We start from the raw sequence: 19,956 nt of genomic DNA, 5'->3' as shown, positions 1-19,956 counted from the left end.
CGCTGTCAGAGGATTCTCTTGATTTTTAAGCAGTTGCGAAATTGCCTACAGTTAAATACTGTATGCACGTACAGCCTAATAAGGATAATCCCGTGGACACCACCTCCGCCTCACCTGACGCCTATGTCCGCATGGGCCTGCGCGTTCAGAAAATCATCAACTCCCCCACCGCTCAAAAAGCCAAGGCAGCCCTGATTTTTCGTCTTCCGGACGAGCCCGTGGATGAGTGGGAGCGCCTGCTGGAAGAGATCGACGAGAACGACAACGTCACCCTCGCCTATCGCGACGATGGTGGTGTGCAGATTTTCTGGGTTGTGCCGAAGGAAGACTGAGTTAATGAGTGTCCGTTGTTTTGCTTTGCTGTTTCTGTTGTTCGCCACGGGTGCCCAGGCCGACGCGCCACGCACCTTCAACGAAGCCAAGAAAGTGGCCTGGAAGCTGTACGCACCACAATCCACCGAGTTTTATTGCGGCTGCAAATACACCGGCAACCGGGTGAACCTCGCGGCTTGCGGCTATGTGCCGCGCAAGAATGCCAAGCGCGCGGCCCGCATCGAATGGGAGCACATTGTTCCGGCCTGGCAGATTGGCCATCAGCGCCAGTGTTGGCAGGAAGGCGGACGCAAGAACTGCACGCGCTACGATCCCGCCTACCAGAAAGCCGAGGCCGACCTGCATAACCTTGTACCCAGCATCGGTGAGGTGAATGGGGATCGCAGCAATTTCAGTTTTGGCTGGCTGCCGGAGCAATCGGGTCAATACGGTTCGTGCCTGACACAGGTCGACTTCAAGGCGAAGAAAGTCATGCCGCGCCCGTCCATTCGCGGCATGATCGCCAGGACTTACTTCTACATGAGCAAGCAGTACGGTTTGCGCCTGTCGAAACAGGATCGGCAACTGTATGAAGCCTGGGACAAAACCTATCCGGTCCAGGCCTGGGAGCGTCAACGCAACCAGAGCGTGGCTTGCGTCATGGGACGCGGCAACGAATTTGTCGGTCCGGTCGACATGAAAACCTGCGGTTGAATGCACGCTGAAAACACAAAGGCCTCGGATTCATTCCCCCGAGGCCTTTGTGTTTTCAGCCGCCGACCTTGTTGTAATGCCGGCCGGGCATGTCGCAGTGCCTGATCCGATATTGGCCTGGACTCACTGAGCGACTGGACGCTCCAGCACCAGCACCTCGATGTTCTGCTTCTTCGCCTTGGTGATGGCGGCACTCACCTGGGCCTGTTTGGCCTCGGCTTCGGCCTTCGAATTAAACGGCCCCATCAACACTCGCACCTTGCCGTTTTCCCGGACGACATTGGACATGAAATTGTGCTCGATCAACCAGCCGCTGAGGTCACTGACGGCCTGGGGTGTTGCACCCCGCACTTCCAGATCCCATTGCGGCACCGATGCCTGCGCCGGCGCGACGGCCGTTGCCGGGGCAGGCTTGGGCGTATCAACACGTTTGCCTTCACCGCATCCCGCCAGCGCCAGTACCGCCATTACCAAGACCATTTTGCGCACAGCGTTTCCCTCTGAAGGCTTAAAGCGAGGATTTTAACACTCATGAATACTTCTCGAGTGCCGCAAAATGGGCACAAAACAACGAGAATGATGGTTGCGGCCTCTGTATAGTTACGCCTTGGGAATTAATGCTGTATCTGCGCGTCAGAAAGAGGCACCCAAACCGTGAGACTTCGCACTAATCTATACATACCACCGACCTCTGCACTGTCCGAATCAGGTGCCCCATAAAGCAATCAAGGAGAAGACCATGCTGATACTCACCCGCAAAGTCGGTGAAAGCATAAACATTGGTGATGACATTACGATCACCATCCTGGGCGTAAGCGGCCAGCAAGTCAGAATCGGCATCAATGCCCCGAAAGATGTTGCGGTGCATCGCGAAGAGATTTATCAGCGCATTCAGGCCGGCCTGACCGCCCCGGACAAGCCACAGACCCCCTGAATCCTGATGCAGTCAGTAGCCAGCCCGTTCGCCCCGGAACGACGGCTGGCTAAAGATTCAAGTGCCGCCCCGCCGCCCCCTGCTCTCAACCAAACGTCACGCCGCGCGTCATGCCAGTGGCCGCTATCACCATCAGCAGCACCAGCAACGCCTCAACATGACTGATCCGCGCAAACAGTGTCGCGCGCCCGGTATCGATTGCCGCGCCACGCGCCAGCGCCACCCGCCATTTGATCAACGTCACCATCGGCGCCACTTCCAGCAGCAGGATAAGCACGAACAGTGTCATCTTGAGGTGGAATAACGGTTGGTGCAGGTAGTAATCCGTGCCCTTTTCGTACCCACCGAAGGCTCGCATCCCACCGGTAATCAACAGAATGAGCGCAGAAAACCCCCAAAGGTTGTCCGCGATCAACACACTGCGAGCCTCCCCCGCGCCGATTGCCAAACGCCGAAAATTCGTACCGCGCACCAGTACCGCCCAAAACCCCAGCGCAAGCGCCAAAAGATGTGCCGCCGCCAGAAACCAGTGAATCAGCATCGAGGAACTCCTGTCAGAACGAAGTTGAATCAACCTGTCAGTAGTAGTCCATGGATCGACGGCTTGCACTCGTACTACTCGCTAAAAACATAGCGTTACAGCGGGCGACTAGACTCCAACTCTCCAGTGCCACATGTTCGTGCAAGCACTGCAGCACAGTATCTATTCCCAACGAATCGACCTGAGTACACAACATCATGTGTGAATCATGTGATACAAAATCCGCCTCAACAATCAATGAACGTCGTCGCTTTCTGCGGCTGGTGGGGCTAGGAACGGGCGCCTTGCTACTCGCCGGTGCACTGCCCGGCAGAATCATTCAAGCAGCCGAAAAAACCGCCGCACCGCCCAAACCAAAAAACGTGATCAATCCGGATGAGGCCCTGGAAAGGCTGATGAAGGGAAATGAACGGTATGTCAGCGGTAACTCAGAGACGCACGATTTCAAGGACGAACGCGAAGCCCTGGTCTCCGGCCAAAACCCGTTCGTGGCCGTACTGAGTTGCTCCGACTCGCGCATCGCACCCGAATACGCGTTCGATACCGCACGGGGCGATCTATTCGCCATCCGCGTGGCGGGCAACTTCGTCACGGATGAAGGCCTGGCAAGTCTTGAATATGGTGTTGCCGTGCTGGGCGCGCCATTGATTCTGGTCTTGGGGCATGAAAGCTGTGGCGCCATCGAGGCGGGCATAAAGGCCGTCAAGGATCACACGGTGTTCCCCGGGCAGATCCCGAAACTGACGGACGCACTCAAACCGTCCATCGAAACCGTGATCAACCAGCCCGGGGACCTGGTGGAAAACGCGACCGTGCAAAATGTCAAAAACTCGGTCGAGCGCCTCAAGAAAGCCACACCTCTACTGACCGACGCGCTCGGCAAGGGCACGTTGAAAATAGTCGGGGGCATTTATCGCCTGGCAACCGGAAAAGTCGAGCTGATTGCCTGATTCATCAAGACGCGGCGAGAAGTGGCAGATGCGAAGAGCCCAGCGCGATGGCTGGGCTCTGGTTATTTTCGGTTTTCCATCATCTTGTCGGCGAGGGTTTTGGCCCTCTCGATCAACAGATTCTGCCTGTCTTCATGAGTAGCGCCGCCTACAACGGGTGCCGTCAGATTGCTTTCGGCAATCAACGCAGCGCAGAAGTATTGATCCCAGACTGCCTTACTGTCGGATGCCTGTTTGTTCATTTGGTCGGAGATCATGTGCGACTCCTTTTGATAAGGTGGCATTGCCCATTCTACGCCTGAAAAGCCGCAAGACAGGGCTACGTCAGAGCATCCATCGTAGAAGCACATGAGATGCGATCCACGAAGATGCCTTGACTACCGTCCACTGAAGCAGGAGGCAAATGGACAGGTAAGCCGCAAAGAACTTGATCATCGTTCGCGTCCCCATCAATCGCTCTCCCACTCTAAAAACGACGAAACACTTGGTCACGTGTTCAGGTTGGATGCAATTCACTGCTGACAGTTCAATATCAAATCGAACTGGTTTTCATTTGAGCCAAGTTGTTATCCAGGCACGCCTGGGATTTGCCGAAGTTTTGCAAATCGCAGACAACAAAAAAGGGCCCACCTTTCGGTGAGCCCTTCTAGACCGCCCAGCAGAGCGGATTTTGTTTGGTAGGCGCGATTGGACTCGAACCAACGACCCCCACCATGTCAAGGTGGTGCTCTAACCAACTGAGCTACGTGCCTGCTGTGAGGCGGCATTCTACGGAATTCCGGAGGGGTGTCAACACCTTTTTTCGAGCTAACCCTATGAATATGCAAAATATTTAATTTTACGGCTGCGAAGAAGATTTTCCGGTGGCTGGCGGTGGTTTTTTAACTCGGGTAGGATCGACGCACTCGTAAAATATATTAAACAGAGGCAGCAGGATGGCGAACACCCCCTACCCAGAGTCCTACTACGCCGCATCGGCCAATGCGGTTCCGCCGCGCCCGGCTTTGCAGGATGACATTGAGACTGATGTCTGTGTGATCGGCGCCGGTTACACCGGCCTGTCTTCGGCGCTGTTCCTGCTGGAGAACGGTTTTCGGGTGACGGTGCTGGAAGCGGCCAAGGTGGGTTTCGGTGCGTCGGGGCGTAACGGTGGCCAGATCGTCAACAGTTACAGCCGCGATATCGATGTGATCGAACGCAGTGTCGGTCCCAAGCAGGCTCAGTTGCTGGGGCAGATGGCGTTCGAGGGTGGGCGGATCATTCGTGAGCGGGTCGCCAAATACAACATTCAGTGCGACTTGAAGGACGGTGGCGTGTTTGCCGCCATCACGGCCAAGCAGATGGGCCATCTGGAATCGCAGAAGCGTTTGTGGGAGCGCTTCGGCCACACGCAGCTTGAGCTGATGGATCAACGACGCATCCGCGATGTGGTGGCCTGCGATCAATACGTCGGCGGCATGCTGGACATGAGCGGCGGGCATATTCACCCGCTCAACCTGGCGCTGGGCGAAGCGGCGGCTGTGGAGTCGCTGGGCGGTACCATTTATGAGCAATCGCCGGCAGTGCGCATCGAGCGCGGCGCGAATCCGGTGGTGCACACGCCACAGGGCAAGGTCCGGGCTAAATTCATCATCGTGGCGGGCAATGCATACCTGGGTAACCTGGTGCCGGAACTGGCCGCCAAGTCGATGCCCTGCGGCACTCAGGTCATCACCACGGAACCCTTGGGCGATGCGTTGGCAAAAAGCCTGTTGCCTCAGGATTATTGCGTCGAGGACTGCAACTACCTGCTCGACTATTACCGCCTGAGCGGCGACAAGCGTCTGATTTTCGGCGGCGGCGTGGTGTATGGCGCGCGGGACCCGGCAAACATCGAGGCGATCATCCGGCCAAAAATGCTCAAGGCCTTCCCGCAGCTCAAGGACGTGAAAATCGACTACGCCTGGACCGGCAACTTCCTGCTGACTCTGTCGCGCCTACCGCAAGTCGGCCGTCTGGGCGACAACATCTACTATTCCCAGGGTTGCAGTGGCCACGGCGTGACCTACACGCACCTGGCGGGCAAGGTCCTGGCTGAAGCGTTGCGTGGCCAGGCCGAGCGTTTCGACGCGTTTGCCGAACTGCCGCACTACCCCTTCCCCGGCGGCCAATTGTTGCGCACTCCGTTCGCGGCATTGGGTGCCTGGTATTACGGACTGCGGGACAAGTTCGGGTATTAAGCAACACCGAAATACTTTGTGGGAGCGAGCCTGCTCGCGAAGGCGATTGATCATCCAACATTATTGTCGACTGATCCGACGCATTCGCGAGCAGGCTCGCTCCCACAAGGGAAACGCTGTTAGAGCCGCTCTCGCGGGATACCGCTGCGAATCCGCAGGATATCGGCGAGCACGGCCAGGGCAATTTCCGCCGGTGTCTTGCTGCCCAGGTTCAAACCGATCGGCGCATGAATCCGCGCCAGCTCCGCATCCCCCAAGCCCCCGATGCGACGCAGTCGCTCAAAACGCTTTTGCGAAGTCTGCAGGGAGCCCATCACGCCGATGTAGAACGCTTCGGTGCGCACCGCCTCCATCATCGCCAAATCGTCAATGCGCGGATCGTGGGTCAAGGCCACCACGGCGGTATCGCTGTGGCAACCGCCGTCGGCGATAAACACCGACGGCAGCTGACGACGAATCTCCACGTTGTCCAGCATCACGCCTTGCAGCACGTCATCACGCGGATCACACAGAATCACCTCGAATCCCAGGCCCACGGCAAATTCCGCACAGGCCTGCGCCACGCTGGAATATCCAGCGAGCAACAAGCGCTGCGCCGCGCCGATGCGCAAGCGAACCCGGTCAATTTCGCGCTCGACACGCACACCCTGTTCGCGATCATCGAACAGACTGCGCGCGCCGCTGGACAGGTCAACTTCACGAATCAACCGGCGTCGCCCCAACAACGCCGACTCCAGCTCGCGCAAATGCGCCTGCACCTCGCAATTCGATTCAAGGTTTTCCACCAACACATCGAGCACGCCGCCACAGGGCAGGCTGACCCGCGAGCGCGGGTCATCGCCTTCACCGTAGCGCACAACACTGACAGCTTGTTCAAAGGCACCTTCGGCAACACGTTCGAGGAAGTCTTCCTCGACGCAGCCGCCGGACAGCGAACCGATCCACTGTCCTGCGGCGTTCACCGCCAGCAACGAGCCCGGTGCGCGCGGTGCCGAGCCGTAAGTGGCCAGCACGGTGCACAGCCAGACACGCTGTCCGGCCGTCAACCACTCCAGTGCCCGGCGCACCACTTGCAGATCCAGATGTTGCATATCAGTGGGCCTTGTGCTCGAGCGGCGGTGCATCCGCGCGCAACGTCTGCACCTCGTTCACCGCCAGATCACCCGCTTGACCGCCCCACCCCTGACGCAGGTAATTGAGCAGATCCGTCAATTGCTCATGACTGAGCTTTTCGGCGAAACCCGGCATCGGTTGCATGTGTTCAAAACCGGCAAACTTCTGCTCGCCGATGCCATCGTCGATCACCCGCACCAGGTTGCGCGGATCTTCCAGGCGCAGCGTAGTGTTGCCACGCATGGCCACGGCGATGTGCGGCTTGCCTTCGCCACCGACAGCATGGCAACCGGCGCAGACGTTCAAATATTCCTGACGGCCGCGCTGGGCGCTCGCGCTGAGCGCATCAAACGGCACATCCGTCAGCACTTTCGCCGCCGGTGGTTGATCGCCGAGCAAGAAGGTCGCCATGGCTGCCAGGTCCGGGTCGCTCAGGCCCTGGGTGCTGTTGTGGAACACCGGGAACATCTCGTTGAACATCGTGCCCTGGACGCTCATGCCGTGCTTGAGGAAGGTGCTCAGGTCCTGATGATTCCAGCCGCGAGCGGCCAGGTCAGTGGCCAGCAAGCTCGGCGCCAGATAGCCGTTGAGCAGGCCGCCAGTCATGCGCTTGTCCTGCTGCATCGCGCCCGGCAAGCCACGCGGGGTATGGCATTCACCGCAATGACCGAGAACATCGACCATGTACTGGCCGCGCTTCCAGGCTTCGCTTTTGCCTTCGGTCGGCGCCAGCTTCACATCTTTGCCATAAAGCATGTTCCAGCCCATCAGGCCCAGGCGCACGTTGAACGGGAAGCTCAGGCGGGTGACCGGTGCGGCACGTTCGATCGGTTCGACGGTTTTCAGGTAGGCATGAATCGCGTCGGAGTCTTCCCGAGGCATCAGGTGATACGAGGTGTACGGCATCGCCGGATACAGGTTGGCACCGTCGCGACGCTTGCCTTCGGTCAACGCGGCGAAAAACTCCTCATCGTTGTACAGGCCGATACCATGCGCTTTGCTCGGGGTGATGTTGGTGCCGTAGATCGTACCGAACGGCGAAACGATCGGCAGACCGCCCGCGTACGGCGCGCCGCCCGGCGCGGTATGGCACGCCATGCAGTCAGCGGCGCGAGCCAGATAAGCCCCGCGAACCACCTGATCATCCGCCTGCGCCAGCAACACAGGCGCAGCCAGACCGACCGCCAATGCCAGGCGGGTCAATAGATGCTTCATGCTTAACCCTCCTTGACCAGGCCGAGATCGCTCAGCACGTTGCGCGTCGCGTTGTAATAACGCACGTAGCCAGTGCAGCGGCAAATGTGGTGACCGAGGCTGTCCTCGATGACTTTCTCCAGCTGGCTTTTGACGATCGGCTGACGCTGCAGCTTTTCCACCAGCACCGTCGCGGCGTTGACGAAACCCGGCGCGCAGTAGCTGCACTGGAAGGCGAACTCGTCGACGAAGCGCTGCTGGATCGGATTCAGCTCGGTGACCTTGCCTTGCTCGTCGCGGGTCGCGTGGCCTTCAATGGTGCGTACTTTCTTGCCTTCGAAGTAGTGCGCGCCGGTGATGCAGGTGCGCACTTCTTCGCTGGTGCCGTCGGGGTTGTCGACGATCACCACGCAGGCGTGGCAGATGCCCTGGCCGCAGCCCAGGCGCGAGCCGGTGAGGTTTTTGTATTCGTGCAGGTAATCGATCATCGGCAGGTCATCAGGGATGTCCACCGGGCCGACGGTTTGACCGTTAAGGGTCAGTTGAAGCGGACGGTTAGCCATTGAGGGCCTCCTTGATGCGAGCAGAAGTGATAGGCAGGTCGCGGACACGTTTGCCGATAGCGTGGGCCACGGCGTTGCCGATGGCACCGACCACCGGGATCATCACCACTTCGGCGATGCCCTTGGATGGATCGCTCGGCGACAAGGGCGGCAGGATTTCCGCCGTCTGTTTCCACACCGCGACATGCCGCGCCATCGGCAGGCGGTAACGGTTGAAGTTCCAGTCACCCTCCCCCGGCCCGCCTTCGTACAGTGGCATTTCTTCCATCAACGCATGGCCGATGCCCATGGCCGTGCCGCCTTCGATCTGGCCCTTGACCAGCTCCGGCACCAGCACCCGCCCGCACTCGACCCACGAGTGATGGTTGAGCACCTGCACCTCGGCCGAGCCCTTGTTGACTTTCAATTCCACGAGGGTTGCCACAGGGCTGTAGTAGGTCACCGCCGCGTTGTTCAACTGAGTCGCCGGGTACGCGATGTTCTGCCTATCCAGCAGATGGAAACCGGCGCTGTTCATTTGCGCCTGCTTGGCCTTCGGCGCACCTTCGCCGTACTTCACCGCCAGGCCATCGAGCGGCAAACGCTCACGCACGCCGTCGATGCTGAACTCGGCCTCGGCCCAGCTCCAGCGGTTGAAACCGTGCACAGTCGCGCCGGTGACCAGACCGCGCTCGTGGGCACGCTTGGCCAGCATCGCGAAGGGCAATGGCTCCATGCCGTTGGCGGTGAGCTTGCCGTCGACCCAATGGGCGTCTTCACGGCGTACCACGTAAGGGTTGGCCTGGCCGCCGTAGGGGCCTTGTCGCCAGATTTCCAGCGCCGCCGGCCACAGGCCGTGGTTGAACAACACGCGCGCCGCTTCACGGGTGGCGTGGCTGAAGTAGTAGGCGGAGTTGGTCGCCGACGAGGCCGACGCGATCTTGCCAACCCAACGCGGATTGCGCAGGAAGCTGTCCTGCTCGGCCTGGCTCATGATGTAAGGGTTGCCGCCGCTGATCAGCTGCAACTCTTTCCATTCGGTTTCGCCGGTCTTCACTTCATGCGCTGGCAGACCGAGGAAATCGGCCACGACCATGGCTTGCGACGTGGACATGCCGGTGCCGATCTCGATGCCGATATGACGCAGGCTGATCCGGCCGTCGGCGGTGAATTCGACGCTGGCCATCGGCGCTTCGGAACCGGTGCCGAAGTCTTTCTGGCAGATGGCGAAACCGACGCCGTACCAGTGATCAGGATCCGCCGCTTCGCGCTGTTTCTTGATCGCATCGCGGTTTTTCCAGACCTCGTTAACGGCGGCCTTGTCGAGAATTTCATGCAAGCGCAACGCGCCCGCCGGCACTGCGCCCTGGGTGTTCTTCATGCCCGAACGCAGGGCGTTTTTCTTGCGCAGGTCGATGGCATCGATACCGAGGCGATCGGCGATTTCGTCGACCATCATCTCGGTGGACGCCATGCTCTGCAGGGTTCCATAACCACGCATCGACCCGGCTTCGACGGCGCGGGAATGATAGGCGGTGACCTGCAGATCGTTCTGCGGCATGTAATAGATCGACTGCGCCGCCGTGGCGCCAACCGCCGCCACCGACGGGCTGTAGTTGATCCGTCCGCCGCCGTCGACGCTCATCTCGGCGCGGAAGATCTTGAAGCTGTGATCGGTCTTGTCCACCGCCAGCTGATAGCGGATATCGAACGGGTGGCGCTTGATGCCGCTCTGGAACTGCTCGTAGCGGTCGTTGGCCAGGCGCACCGGCACACCGGCGCCATACAACGCCGCCAGCGCCGCGTAGTACACAAAAATGTTGTGGTCCTTGGAGCCGTAGCCGACGGTGTAACCCGGGTGCATATTCAGGTTCGCCAGGCCGAAACGCGACGGCGCGATCATCTTCGCGGTCTCGGTCGCGGTTTCCAGCGGGCATTGAGTGGCAACGACAAAATGCAGGGTCTTGGTCGCCGGGTCGTACCAGCCGTTGCCGTTGTCCGGTTCCATGGCGGCCGGTTCGATCGACGGCGTCTTGTAGCGCTCGTCGAACACCAGCCAGTTGTCCGGTGGCGTGTCGATCTGCTGCTTCATGCGCTCGGCGTAGAACAGCCCGCGCTCGGTCAGGTTGCCGTGCAGGTTCGGCTGGGAATCCCACACCGGACGGCGGTTGCGCAGCATCGGGAACAGGATCGAATCCTTGAGGCTGGCGAATTCGTCCTCGTCCGCCGACGTCGCGCCGCCCACCCGCACATAGCGGAAGCTGCCGTAGGGATCACGTTCATAGAACGGCACCTGGGCACCGTAACGAATCGCTTTGTCATTGAACTTGAGTTGCGCCTTGGCCTGACGGAAGCGCTCGAAATCGTTCCAGATCAGGATCGCCACCGGGTGGCCGATGAACATCGGCACCTTGCCGGCCGGCAACAGCGGATCGGGGGCGTGCTCTTCCGGAAAGACGATGCCGTCCTTGACCAGATCTTCGGCGGTGACGATTCGGTCAGGCTGCAATTCGGCACCGAGCCACGACAGGTCATAACCGTCATAGATGCGATCGGCCTTGATGGTTTTCAGCAACATCGCATGGCCCTGTTGCTGCGGCCAGCCCGGCATGTCCTTGGCGCGGATGTCACGGGCAAAGACCTTGCTGCCGCAGACCTTGGACAAGGCATCGTTACGGGCGCGCGCCTTGCCGTTGTTGCCGAGCCATTGCTCGGACGGCACGGTCACACTGTTTTCCATCAAGGCCGCCAGCGCCTGACTGCTCAGCGGTGTAAGCGTCACGCTCACACCCGCCACCAGCCCGCCCTGAAGGAACGAGCGCCGGGATATATCACGGTTGGACATGGATCATCCTCTGGGCGGTTATGGGGCCGCCCTTCTGGTTATGTACGGGGAATCTCGAGTCTTGCAGAAGCCCTTTCTGACGTTGCAAAGGGCTGTGATGACAGTGCAAAGCTGACCGAAAGGTTAACTTTATAGAGTTATGCGTCGTTAGAAAACAACCGGTTACAAAAAACTGACCAAAGAATCAAAAAACTGCCGCTTTGCGACGCAGCAGATCGATGAACAACCCCAGTTCCCGGCTGATGTGTTCGCCCTTGCGCAACAACAGCCCGAACGGCGCCAGTTGCACGTCGAGTTCCACCGGCAACGCCACCACCAGGCCCATTTTCAGGTAGTCGCGCAAAGCGGTTTCCGACAGCACCATGATCGCGTCGGTCAGTTGAATCAGTTGCTGCATGGAGTACACCGAACTGCATTCGATGATGTCCGCCGGCAGCGGCAACGCCAGGCGCTGCAAAGCCTGATCCAGGCCAATGCGAGCCGGGCTGGTTTCCGGTTGCAGAATCCACGGCCAGGCGCTGACCAGCTCCGCCAGTTCCAGTTTCTTGCGTTTGGCCAGCGGGTGACCGGCGTGCACCACCACCAGCAATCGTTCGTTACCCAGTTGCTCGAATTCGTAATGCTCGCTGTCGGTGGCGGCATTGCGCCGGGCGATGGCGAGGTCGATGCGGCCCTGCTCCAGCAACTGAATCACCTGGTCGCTGGTGTCGCCCATGATGCGAATCCGCAGCTGCGGGTTGAGCGCCTTGATCTCGGCAATCGAATCCATGACCAGATCCGGCGCAGCGCCCATGATGGTACCGATGGAGAGATAACCGTAACCACCCTGTTGCCGCGCCATCAGGTCCTCGGCACAACGGTCGAGGCCGCTGAGGGCCGACTCGGCAAAACGGATCAGCTCCTGGCCCAGCGCCGTCGGTCGCATACCGCGAGGCAGCCGTTCGAACAGGTCGCAGCCAAACATGTCTTCAATTTCATGGAGCATGCGGGTGGCGGCCGGCTGCGACATGTTCAGGGTTTGCGAAGCGCGGTGCAGGTTCTGGCTGGTGCTGAGCGCCACCAGCATGTGCAAGTGCTTGTAGCGCAGGCGATTAAACAGGCTGCGGGAGAGGATCGGCGTGGTCATGGCGGGCCTTTTTATCGATACCCTGAAGGTATCAGTTGTTAGCTAGATTCGATTTGTAACGCATCGATCAGCCGCCGTACAGTCTTCCCCATAAGAACAAATGCCCTACCAAAGGAAAACTGCGATGAAGACTCTACCCGCGCCTCTGCTCGCCAAAATTTCCTGGCGGCTGCTCCCGTTTCTCCTGCTGATGTACATCATGGCCTTCCTCGATCGCGCCAACGTCGGGTTCGCCAAGCAAGCCTTTCAAGCCGATACCGGCATCAGTGACGCCGCCTTCGCCTTCGGCGCCGGGGTGTTTTTCGTCGGTTACGCACTGCTCGAAGTGCCCAGCAACCTGATCCTGCACCGCGTCGGCGCCCGTTTGTGGATGTGCCGGATCATGGTCACCTGGGGCCTGGTCTCCGCGGCCATGGTCTTTGCCCATAACGAAACCACGTTCTACGTCCTGCGCTTTCTGCTCGGCGTGGCAGAAGCCGGATTTTTCCCCGGGGTGATTCTTTACCTCACCTACTGGTTTCCCAACGCGGTACGCGGCAAAGCCATGGGCTTCTTCTATTTCGGTGCGCCACTGGCGTTCATCTTCGGCAGCCCGTTGTCCGGCCTGCTGCTGGAAATGGATGGGTTGGCCGGTTTTCACGGCTGGCAGTGGCTGTTCGCCGTGGAAGGCTTGATGGCCACCGCCGTGGGCATCTGGGCCTACTGGTACCTGGACAATCGCCCCGCCGATGCCAAGTGGCTGACCACCGAGGAACGTCAGCAAATCCAGAGCCTGCTCGATCAGGAAGACAGCCACAAACAGAATCACGGCCGCAGCCTGCTCAACGTGTTGTGCCAACCCTCGGTGCTGTACCTGTGCCTGATCTACCTGCTGATTCAGGCCAGTGTCTACGGCGTGGTGTTCTACCTGCCGACTCAGGTCGGTGGACTGTTGGGCACCAAGGTCGGGCTGATGGTCGGGCTGGTCACCGCGATCCCGTGGATCTGCGCCATCGTCGCTGCGTACCTGATCCCCGGCTACAGCGACCGCACCGGCGAACGTCGGCGCACAGCCTGCCTGACGTTGCTGATGTCCGCGGCCGGGATCGCCTGCTCGGTCACCTTCAGCAGCCCGATCCTGGGCATCGTCGCCCTGTGCTTTGCCGCTTCCGGCTTCATCGCCGTGCAACCGGTGTTCTGGACCTTCCCGTCCAGTTACCTGGCCGGCAGCGCGGCGGCGGCCGGCATCGCCCTGATCAACTCCTTCGGTGCCCTCGGCGGCTTCATCGCCCCGGTACTGAAGAACTGGGCCGAAGGCGCCTTCCATTCACCGGCCGCCGGTCTGTACCTGCTGGCCTCTACCACTGTCATTGCCGCGTTGCTGGTGCTGGGCGTGCGTTCGCCCGGCCATAAAGCCTCGAACAAACCGGCCACCGTTTAAACCTGAGGAGTCACACCATGGGCATTCCAACCATCAAACACGTCCGTGCTTTCACCCTGCGTGGCGGCGGCGCGGATTATCACGATCAAGCGGACGGCCACTGGATCGACGATCACATCGCCACGCCGATGAGCAAATACCCGGAGTACCGCCAGAGCCGCCGCACCTTCGGCATCAACGTGCTCGGCACCCTGGTGGTGGAGATCGAAGCCAGCGATGGCACCGTCGGCTTTGCCGTGACCACCGGCGGCGAACCTGCTGCGTACATCGTCGAGAAACATCTGGCGCGCTTCCTCGAAGGCGCACGGGTGACCGACATCGAAAAAATCTGGGATCAGATGTACCAGTCGACCTTGTATTACGGGCGCAAAGGCATCGTGATCAACACGATCTCCGGAGTCGACCTGGCGCTGTGGGACTTGCTCGGCAAGATCCGCCAGGAGCCGGTGCACCAGTTGCTGGGCGGCGCGGTGCGCGATGAATTGCAGTTCTACGCCACCGGTGCCCGCCCGGACCTGGCGCAGAAAATGGGTTTCATCGGCGGCAAGATGCCGTTGCACCACGGCCCCGCCGAAGGCGAGGAAGGCTTGCGCAAGAACCTCGAAGAACTGGCCACCATGCGTGAACGGGTCGGCCCGGACTTCTGGTTGATGCTCGACTGCTGGATGAGCCTGGACCTCAACTACGCCACCAAACTGGCGGTCGGCGCCCACGAATACGGCTTGAAGTGGATCGAAGAAGCCCTGCCACCGGACGATTACTGGGGCTACGCAGCACTGCGCAACAACGTGCCCAAAGGCATGCTGGTGACCACCGGCGAGCACGAAGCCACCCGCTGGGGCTTCCGCATGCTGTTGGAGATGGGCTGCTGCGACATCATTCAGCCGGATGTCGGCTGGTGCGGCGGCCTCACCGAACTGGTGAAAATCTCGGCCCTGGCCGACGCGCACAACGCACTGGTCATTCCCCACGGTTCGTCGGTGTACAGCTATCACTTCGTCGCCACCCGGCATAACAGCCCGTTCGCCGAGTTCCTGATGATGGCGCCGAAGGCTGACGAAGTGGTGCCGATGTTCCATCCGCAACTGCTCGGCGAACCAGTGCCCGTGAACGGACGCATGCGCTTGTCGGAACTGGATCAACCTGGTTTCGGCGTGACGCTCAACCCCGAATGCCAACTGCATCGGCCCTACAGCCGCTGAGAAAGGAGCCCTTGATGAACATGCCGCACAACGCCTTCAAGACCGCGCTGAAACACTCGACGACCCAATATGGCATCTGGGCCGGGTTTGCCACCGGCTACGCCGCCGAGATCGTCGCCACCACCGGTTACGACTGGATGCTGATCGACGGCGAACACGCGCCGAACACCGTGCCCGGCGTACTCGCCCAGTTGCAGGCCGTCGCGCCCTATTCCACGTCGCCGGTGGTTCGCGCGGTCAATGGCGACGCCAATCTGATCAAGCAACTGCTGGACATCGGTGCACAGACGCTGATGATCCCGATGGTCGAAACCGCCGAACAGGCGAAGGCCCTGGTGCGCGCCATGCGCTATCCGCCCCACGGCATTCGTGGCGTCGGCGGCGGCCTGACCCGCGCCACGCGTTGGGACGGTGTGCCGGATTACCTGAACACCGCCCATGAACAGCTGTGCCTGATCGTGCAGGTCGAATCGCGGCTGGGCGTGGATAACGTAGAAGCGATTGCTGCCGTCGAAGGCGTCGATGCGGTGTTCATCGGCCCGGCGGATTTGTCCATCGGCCTGGGCCATGCCGGCAACCCAGGTCACCCGCAAGTCCAGGAACGCATTCAACACGCAGTCAACGCCACGCTCGCAGCCGGCAAGGCCTGCGGCATTCTCGCGCCCAATGAAGAAGATGCGCGCCGTTACCAGAGCTGGGGCTGCCAGTTCATCGCGGTGGCCATCGACATCAGCCTGCTGCGCCAGAGCGCCATGGCCACCCTCGCCCGCTACCGCACACCGGCCACCGAACAAGCGCCGTCGCGTACCTACTGATCAGCCAAGGAGTCGTCCCATGTCGTCCGTGCCTGTCTATGAAAATTTCATCAATGGCCAGTTCGTGGCCAGCGCTGCCCATCTGGATGTGATCAATCCGGCCACCGGCGCGGTGTTGTCGAAAGTCCCGGCCTCGACGGCCGAAGACGTCGACCGCGCCCTCGCCGCCGCCCGCGCCGCGCAAAAGGACTGGTCGCGCAAACCGGCGAATGACCGCGCCGGCTACTTGCGCAGGATTGCCACCAAGCTGCGGGAAAACGTTGCGCACCTGGCGCGTACCATCACCCTGGAACAAGGCAAGATCAGCGGCCTGGCGGAAGTCGAAGTGAATTTCACCGCTGACTACCTCGACTACATGGCCGAGTGGGCGCGGCGCATCGAAGGCGAAATCATCACCAGCGACCGCCAGAACGAAAACATCTTCCTGTTCCGTAAACCGCTGGGCGTGGTGGCCGGGATCCTGCCGTGGAACTTCCCGTTCTTCCTGATCGCCCGCAAGATGGCCCCGGCCTTGCTGACCGGCAACACCATCATTATCAAGCCCAGCGAAGAAACCCCGAACAACTGCTTTGAGTTCGCCCGACTGGTCGCCGAAACCGATCTACCACCCGGCGTGTTCAACGTGGTGTGCGGTGACGGCCAGGTCGGTGCGGCACTCAGTGCGCACAAGGGCGTGGACATGATCAGCTTCACCGGCAGCGTCGACACCGGCTCGCGGATCATGGCCGCCGCCGCGCCGAACATCACCAAGCTCAACCTGGAACTGGGCGGCAAGGCACCGGCGATTGTGCTGGCGGATGCCGACCTGGACCTGGCGGTGAAGGCCATCCGTGATTCGCGCATCATCAATAGCGGACAGGTGTGCAACTGTGCCGAGCGAGTGTATGTCGAGCGCAAGGTGGCGGATCAGTTCATCGAGCGCATCGCGGCGGCGATGAGCGCCACACGCTACGGCGACCCGATTGCCCAACCCGATGTGGAAATGGGTCCCCTGATCAACCGTCAGGGCCTGGACAGCGTCAACCGCAAAGTCCGCACGGCATTGAGCCAGGGCGCGAGCCTGATCAGTGGCGGGCAGATTGCCGATCTGCCGAATGGCTTTCACTTCCAGCCCACGGTATTGGCCGGTTGCCGTGCCGACATGGACATCATGCGCCAGGAGATTTTCGGCCCGGTGCTGCCGATCCAGATCATCGATGACCTCGACGAAGCCATCACCCTGGCCAACGACTGCGAATACGGCCTGACCTCATCGATCTACACCCGCGACCTGAGTAAAACCCTGCACGCCATGCGCGAACTGGATTTTGGTGAAACCTACGTCAACCGCGAAAACTTCGAGGCCATGCAAGGCTTTCATGCCGGGGTGCGCAAATCCGGAATCGGTGGCGCGGATGGCAAGCATGGGTTGTATGAGTACACCCATACCCATGCGGTGTATCTGCAAGGCTGAACCTGTAGCGCAAACCCCTGTGGGAGCGAGCCTGCTCGCGAAAGCTGAGTGTCAGACGATACAAATGGCGACTGACACACCCTCTTCGCGAGCAGGCTCGCTCCCACAGAATTGATTCAGAAATCGACTGTCGCGGACAGCAGGTAGGTTCGCGGCGTCGCCAGCGTCAACCCTGGCTCGCTGTCATCCGACGCGCCGGCCGAACTCCAGTAGCGCTTGTCCGCCACGTTCTCGACATTGGCACGCACGGTAACGTTCGTTTCATCGACCTTGAACGCATAGCGTGCACCCACGTCAAACCGCTCCCACGCATCGATTTCCTTGTTGTTGGACTGGTCCAGATACTGCGAGCTGGAGTAGATACCGCGACTGGTCAGGGTCAGCCCCTGTACGTTCGGCACGTCCCACTCGGCGCCCAGGTTGACGTTGTATTTCGGCGTGGCAGGCGCCCGGTTGCCGTCGAAGGTGCCATTGGTGGTGTCGTTCAACTCACTGTCGATGTACATGACACCGCCGAGCAGACGGAAACCCTTGAGCGGTTCACCGAACACGCTCAGTTCCACACCATCGTTCTGCCGTTTACCGTTCGGGCCGAACACCCGGGTGGTGGCGTTGGTTTCATAGGCCGGCTGCTTGATCCGGAATACCGCGGCGGTGACGGCGAACGCACCGGCGTCATACTTGGCACCGACCTCGACCTAGCGACTGATGAACGGCGGGAAGATCTCGTCCTCGTTCACCGAGGTCGACGGCGCGATCTTGCCCTGGCTCAGGCCTTCCAGGTAGTTGGCATACAGCGATAATTTGTCCGTAGCCTTGAACAGGATGCCGCCCGATGGTGAAACCTTTTCCTCGTCGTAGGCCGTGTCGCCTTTGACGTTATCGGTCCAGTCGTCGACCTTCACCCGCTGCCAGCGGGCGCCGAGGGTCAGCAGCAGCCGGTCATCGAAGAAACCCAGGGTGTCGGACAACGCCACACTGCTGAAGCGGTTCTCGGTGTAGACCTCCGCGTCCTGGCGCGTAGGCCTGACAGGCGTTGGTGTTTCCACAGGGTGATAGAGGTTGCTGGGCGCAGCGGCGTATCGGGCGCCGCCGTTTTCGAAGTCCATGTAAAAGTAGCTGCCAGCCAGGTTCACTTCATGGCTCACCGGGCCTGTATGGAACCAGTTGCGCACGCCCGCCGTGGCCGTACGGACATTTTCGTCACGGGTGAAGTCACGGGGCATGACGCTGAAATCGCCGGCATCGTTGGTGACCGCCACGGCATGCCGGAGAAAATCATGGTTGCTTTTGCGCGCGCCCACACCGCCGTAGAGCATGACCGAATCGTTGACATCGAATTCGCCGTTCACCGTGCCGAAGGTGTCCGTGGTACGTGCCTGACTCCAGGGTTGCGCATAGTTGTGGCGGACATCGCTGGCATGCGGCACCTGTGCGTTGGCGCCGACCTGGACGCGCTCCTGCGGCGCGTCGGTGTCACGTTCGGTGTGCCCGATGTCCGTCGAGAGCCGCAGCCGCTCGCCGCGGAAATCCAGACCCAGCACCGCCATCTCGCGATCGACACTCTGATGATCCCAGTCCGTGTCGCCGGACTGCTTCACGCCGTTGAAACGAAGACCGAACTGGTTGTCTTCACCAAAGCGCCGGCCGACATCCACGGCGCCGCCGACCTGGTTATCGGACGCGTAGTCAGCGGTGAACGACGTGATGGGCTGGTCGGTCGCGCGCTTGGGCACCACGTTGATCCCGCCCCCCACACTGCCACGCGGCGAAATGCCGTTGATGAGCTGGCTCGGGCCTTTGAGGATGTCGACGCGGTCGGCCATCGCCATGTCGATCGTGTAGGTCGGCAGGACGCCGTAAAGACCGTTATAGGAAACATCACTGTTGAACAGGCTGAGCCCGCGAATGGTGAACTGTTCATAACGCCCGCCGGCCGGGTTGGTCGCTCGAACCGAGGGATCGCTGGCGATCAGGTCGCCCAGGGTGCGCGCCTGCTGGTTCTCGATCACCTCGCTGGTGTAGGTGGTCATGCTGAACGGCGTTTCCATGAAGTCTTTCGAGCCGAGCAAGCCTTGCGAACCGCGGCGCGCGACCTGGCCGCCGGCATACGGATCGCCGTCCACCGGGTCGATGGCACCAAGAATCGAGGTGGCGCCCAGTTGCAGGCTGCTGCCTGATGGCGCCGGCATCAGGATGTACGCCTGCTCGCCCACCGGCTGCAGTTGCAGGCCGGAGTTTTGCAGCAACCGGGCAAACCCCTCTTCCACGCCATACTCACCCGACAGGCCTGCACTGCTGCGACCGCTGACCAGCGCCGGATCGACCGACAAGTTGACCCCGGCCAGACCGGCGAACCGCGTCAGCGCATCGCTCAGGCTGCCGGCGGGCACCTGATAACTGCGGCGGTCGGCGTCTTCAGCCCAGCTGGGGGTGATGAAAAAGGGGCTGGCGCTCAGGCTCAACATCAGGCTCAGGCGCAACAGAGGGCGCAGACCGGACGACGCCGGACGCGGACAGCAGGGCTTTACTGCGGGCATTGAAGAAGCTCTCTTGTTCGTTCAGTTGCCTTGAAT

At 60.6% G+C, this 19,956-nt stretch carries 17 protein-coding genes, 1 tRNA gene and 1 pseudogene; 9 read left to right on the top strand and 10 right to left on the bottom strand.

Annotation, left to right across the window (positions count from 1 at the left end):
* The first annotated feature begins 62 nt into the window (after positions 1-62).
* Complete coding sequence (locus tag ACW9HW_RS01385) at positions 63-332, top strand: DUF1654 domain-containing protein (protein ID WP_457397681.1); 270 nt, start codon at positions 63-65, stop codon at positions 330-332.
* Positions 333-336: 4 nt separating this feature from the next.
* Positions 337-1,026, top strand: coding sequence for an endonuclease (locus ACW9HW_RS01380; protein WP_095193344.1), 690 nt, complete (start codon positions 337-339; stop codon positions 1,024-1,026).
* A gap of 123 nt (positions 1,027-1,149) precedes the next feature.
* Here the strand turns inward: ACW9HW_RS01380 and ACW9HW_RS01375 are convergent, their stop codons facing one another.
* Positions 1,150-1,515: an SPOR domain-containing protein gene (locus ACW9HW_RS01375; RefSeq protein ID WP_457397678.1), complete on the bottom strand. Its 366-nt coding sequence runs from the start codon at positions 1,513-1,515 to the stop codon at positions 1,150-1,152.
* 250 nt (positions 1,516-1,765) lie between these two features.
* Between ACW9HW_RS01375 and csrA the strand changes: the two genes are divergently transcribed.
* Positions 1,766-1,960 (top strand): carbon storage regulator CsrA, encoded by a 195-nt coding sequence (gene csrA, locus ACW9HW_RS01370; protein WP_007938114.1) that lies wholly within the window; start codon positions 1,766-1,768, stop codon positions 1,958-1,960.
* A gap of 85 nt (positions 1,961-2,045) precedes the next feature.
* On the opposite strand, the gene ACW9HW_RS01365 is transcribed toward csrA, so the two are convergent.
* Entirely contained in the window at positions 2,046-2,501 is a 456-nt protein-coding gene (locus tag ACW9HW_RS01365; protein ID WP_457397676.1) for a DUF2214 family protein, read from the bottom strand.
* A gap of 197 nt (positions 2,502-2,698) precedes the next feature.
* On the opposite strand from ACW9HW_RS01365, the gene ACW9HW_RS01360 reads away from it, so the two are divergent.
* Entirely contained in the window at positions 2,699-3,451 is a 753-nt protein-coding gene (locus tag ACW9HW_RS01360) for a carbonic anhydrase (RefSeq protein WP_457397673.1), read from the top strand.
* A gap of 62 nt (positions 3,452-3,513) precedes the next feature.
* On the opposite strand, the gene ACW9HW_RS01355 is transcribed toward ACW9HW_RS01360, so the two are convergent.
* Both ACW9HW_RS01355 and ACW9HW_RS01350 read right to left on the bottom strand, forming a co-directional pair.
* Positions 3,514-3,708, bottom strand: coding sequence for a hypothetical protein (locus tag ACW9HW_RS01355; RefSeq protein WP_095193340.1), 195 nt, complete (start codon positions 3,706-3,708; stop codon positions 3,514-3,516).
* Between the two features lie 418 nt (positions 3,709-4,126).
* Positions 4,127-4,203, bottom strand: a tRNA-Val gene (locus ACW9HW_RS01350).
* Between the two features lie 183 nt (positions 4,204-4,386).
* Between ACW9HW_RS01350 and ACW9HW_RS01345 the strand changes: the two genes are divergently transcribed.
* Entirely contained in the window at positions 4,387-5,670 is a 1,284-nt protein-coding gene (locus ACW9HW_RS01345) for an NAD(P)/FAD-dependent oxidoreductase (protein ID WP_457397670.1), read from the top strand.
* Positions 5,671-5,789: 119 nt separating this feature from the next.
* On the opposite strand, the gene ACW9HW_RS01340 is transcribed toward ACW9HW_RS01345, so the two are convergent.
* The 5 genes from ACW9HW_RS01340 to ACW9HW_RS01320 all read right to left on the bottom strand — a co-directional run bounded on the left by ACW9HW_RS01340 (position 5,790) and on the right by ACW9HW_RS01320 (position 12,490).
* Positions 5,790-6,761, bottom strand: a complete 972-nt coding sequence (locus ACW9HW_RS01340; RefSeq protein WP_457397667.1) for an XdhC family protein — start codon at positions 6,759-6,761, stop codon at positions 5,790-5,792.
* A 1-nt stretch (position 6,762) separates the two neighbouring features.
* A complete protein-coding gene (locus ACW9HW_RS01335) occupies positions 6,763-7,998 on the bottom strand; it encodes a c-type cytochrome (protein ID WP_457397664.1) in 1,236 nt (411 codons plus the stop codon).
* Between the two features lie 2 nt (positions 7,999-8,000).
* Positions 8,001-8,540 (bottom strand): (2Fe-2S)-binding protein, encoded by a 540-nt coding sequence (locus ACW9HW_RS01330; RefSeq protein ID WP_095193325.1) that lies wholly within the window; start codon positions 8,538-8,540, stop codon positions 8,001-8,003.
* Positions 8,533-11,364, bottom strand: a complete 2,832-nt coding sequence (locus tag ACW9HW_RS01325) for a xanthine dehydrogenase family protein molybdopterin-binding subunit (protein WP_457397662.1) — start codon at positions 11,362-11,364, stop codon at positions 8,533-8,535. Before ACW9HW_RS01325 ends, ACW9HW_RS01330 begins: the two co-directional genes overlap by 8 nt.
* A gap of 184 nt (positions 11,365-11,548) precedes the next feature.
* Positions 11,549-12,490: a LysR family transcriptional regulator gene (locus ACW9HW_RS01320; RefSeq protein ID WP_095193323.1), complete on the bottom strand. Its 942-nt coding sequence runs from the start codon at positions 12,488-12,490 to the stop codon at positions 11,549-11,551.
* 124 nt (positions 12,491-12,614) lie between these two features.
* Between ACW9HW_RS01320 and ACW9HW_RS01315 the strand changes: the two genes are divergently transcribed.
* Genes ACW9HW_RS01315 through aldA form a run of 4 tightly spaced genes read left to right on the top strand, consistent with a single transcriptional unit; the run spans position 12,615 to position 17,380 of the window.
* Positions 12,615-13,910, top strand: a complete 1,296-nt coding sequence (locus tag ACW9HW_RS01315; protein WP_457397659.1) for an MFS transporter — start codon at positions 12,615-12,617, stop codon at positions 13,908-13,910.
* A gap of 17 nt (positions 13,911-13,927) precedes the next feature.
* On the top strand, positions 13,928-15,112 hold the full coding sequence (rhmD, locus tag ACW9HW_RS01310; protein ID WP_095193321.1) for an L-rhamnonate dehydratase: 1,185 nt from the start codon (positions 13,928-13,930) through the stop codon (positions 15,110-15,112).
* Positions 15,113-15,126: 14 nt separating this feature from the next.
* Positions 15,127-15,927 (top strand): aldolase/citrate lyase family protein, encoded by an 801-nt coding sequence (locus ACW9HW_RS01305; protein WP_457397655.1) that lies wholly within the window; start codon positions 15,127-15,129, stop codon positions 15,925-15,927.
* Between the two features lie 19 nt (positions 15,928-15,946).
* Positions 15,947-17,380 (top strand): aldehyde dehydrogenase, encoded by a 1,434-nt coding sequence (gene aldA, locus ACW9HW_RS01300; protein WP_457397652.1) that lies wholly within the window; start codon positions 15,947-15,949, stop codon positions 17,378-17,380.
* Between the two features lie 116 nt (positions 17,381-17,496).
* Here aldA and ACW9HW_RS01295 read toward each other — a convergent pair.
* Positions 17,497-19,920: pseudogene (locus ACW9HW_RS01295) on the bottom strand (TonB-dependent siderophore receptor).
* Positions 19,921-19,956: the final 36 nt, after the last annotated feature.

It is taken from the genome of Pseudomonas sp. SDO5532_S415 (assembly GCF_054071155.1).
This window is presented reverse-complemented; position numbering and strand designations above follow the sequence as displayed.

Excerpts from the sequence above, each read along its gene's own strand:
- aldA (WP_457397652.1), top strand. The coding sequence starts at position 15,947 with ATGTCGTCCGTGCCTGTCTATGAAAATTTCATCAATGGCCAGTTCGTG.
- ACW9HW_RS01385 (WP_457397681.1), top strand. The coding sequence starts at position 63 with ATGCACGTACAGCCTAATAAGGATAATCCCGTGGACACCACCTCCGCC.
- rhmD (WP_095193321.1), top strand. The coding sequence starts at position 13,928 with ATGGGCATTCCAACCATCAAACACGTCCGTGCTTTCACCCTGCGTGGC.
- ACW9HW_RS01340 (WP_457397667.1), bottom strand. The coding sequence starts at position 6,761 with ATGCAACATCTGGATCTGCAAGTGGTGCGCCGGGCACTGGAGTGGTTG.
- ACW9HW_RS01345 (WP_457397670.1), top strand. The coding sequence starts at position 4,387 with ATGGCGAACACCCCCTACCCAGAGTCCTACTACGCCGCATCGGCCAAT.
- ACW9HW_RS01320 (WP_095193323.1), bottom strand. The coding sequence starts at position 12,490 with ATGACCACGCCGATCCTCTCCCGCAGCCTGTTTAATCGCCTGCGCTAC.
- ACW9HW_RS01315 (WP_457397659.1), top strand. The coding sequence starts at position 12,615 with ATGAAGACTCTACCCGCGCCTCTGCTCGCCAAAATTTCCTGGCGGCTG.
- ACW9HW_RS01360 (WP_457397673.1), top strand. The coding sequence starts at position 2,699 with ATGTGTGAATCATGTGATACAAAATCCGCCTCAACAATCAATGAACGT.
- ACW9HW_RS01335 (WP_457397664.1), bottom strand. The coding sequence starts at position 7,998 with ATGAAGCATCTATTGACCCGCCTGGCATTGGCGGTCGGTCTGGCTGCG.
- ACW9HW_RS01325 (WP_457397662.1), bottom strand. The coding sequence starts at position 11,364 with ATGTCCAACCGTGATATATCCCGGCGCTCGTTCCTTCAGGGCGGGCTG.
- ACW9HW_RS01365 (WP_457397676.1), bottom strand. The coding sequence starts at position 2,501 with ATGCTGATTCACTGGTTTCTGGCGGCGGCACATCTTTTGGCGCTTGCG.
- ACW9HW_RS01380 (WP_095193344.1), top strand. The coding sequence starts at position 337 with ATGAGTGTCCGTTGTTTTGCTTTGCTGTTTCTGTTGTTCGCCACGGGT.
- ACW9HW_RS01305 (WP_457397655.1), top strand. The coding sequence starts at position 15,127 with ATGAACATGCCGCACAACGCCTTCAAGACCGCGCTGAAACACTCGACG.
- ACW9HW_RS01330 (WP_095193325.1), bottom strand. The coding sequence starts at position 8,540 with ATGGCTAACCGTCCGCTTCAACTGACCCTTAACGGTCAAACCGTCGGC.
- csrA (WP_007938114.1), top strand. The coding sequence starts at position 1,766 with ATGCTGATACTCACCCGCAAAGTCGGTGAAAGCATAAACATTGGTGAT.
- ACW9HW_RS01355 (WP_095193340.1), bottom strand. The coding sequence starts at position 3,708 with ATGATCTCCGACCAAATGAACAAACAGGCATCCGACAGTAAGGCAGTC.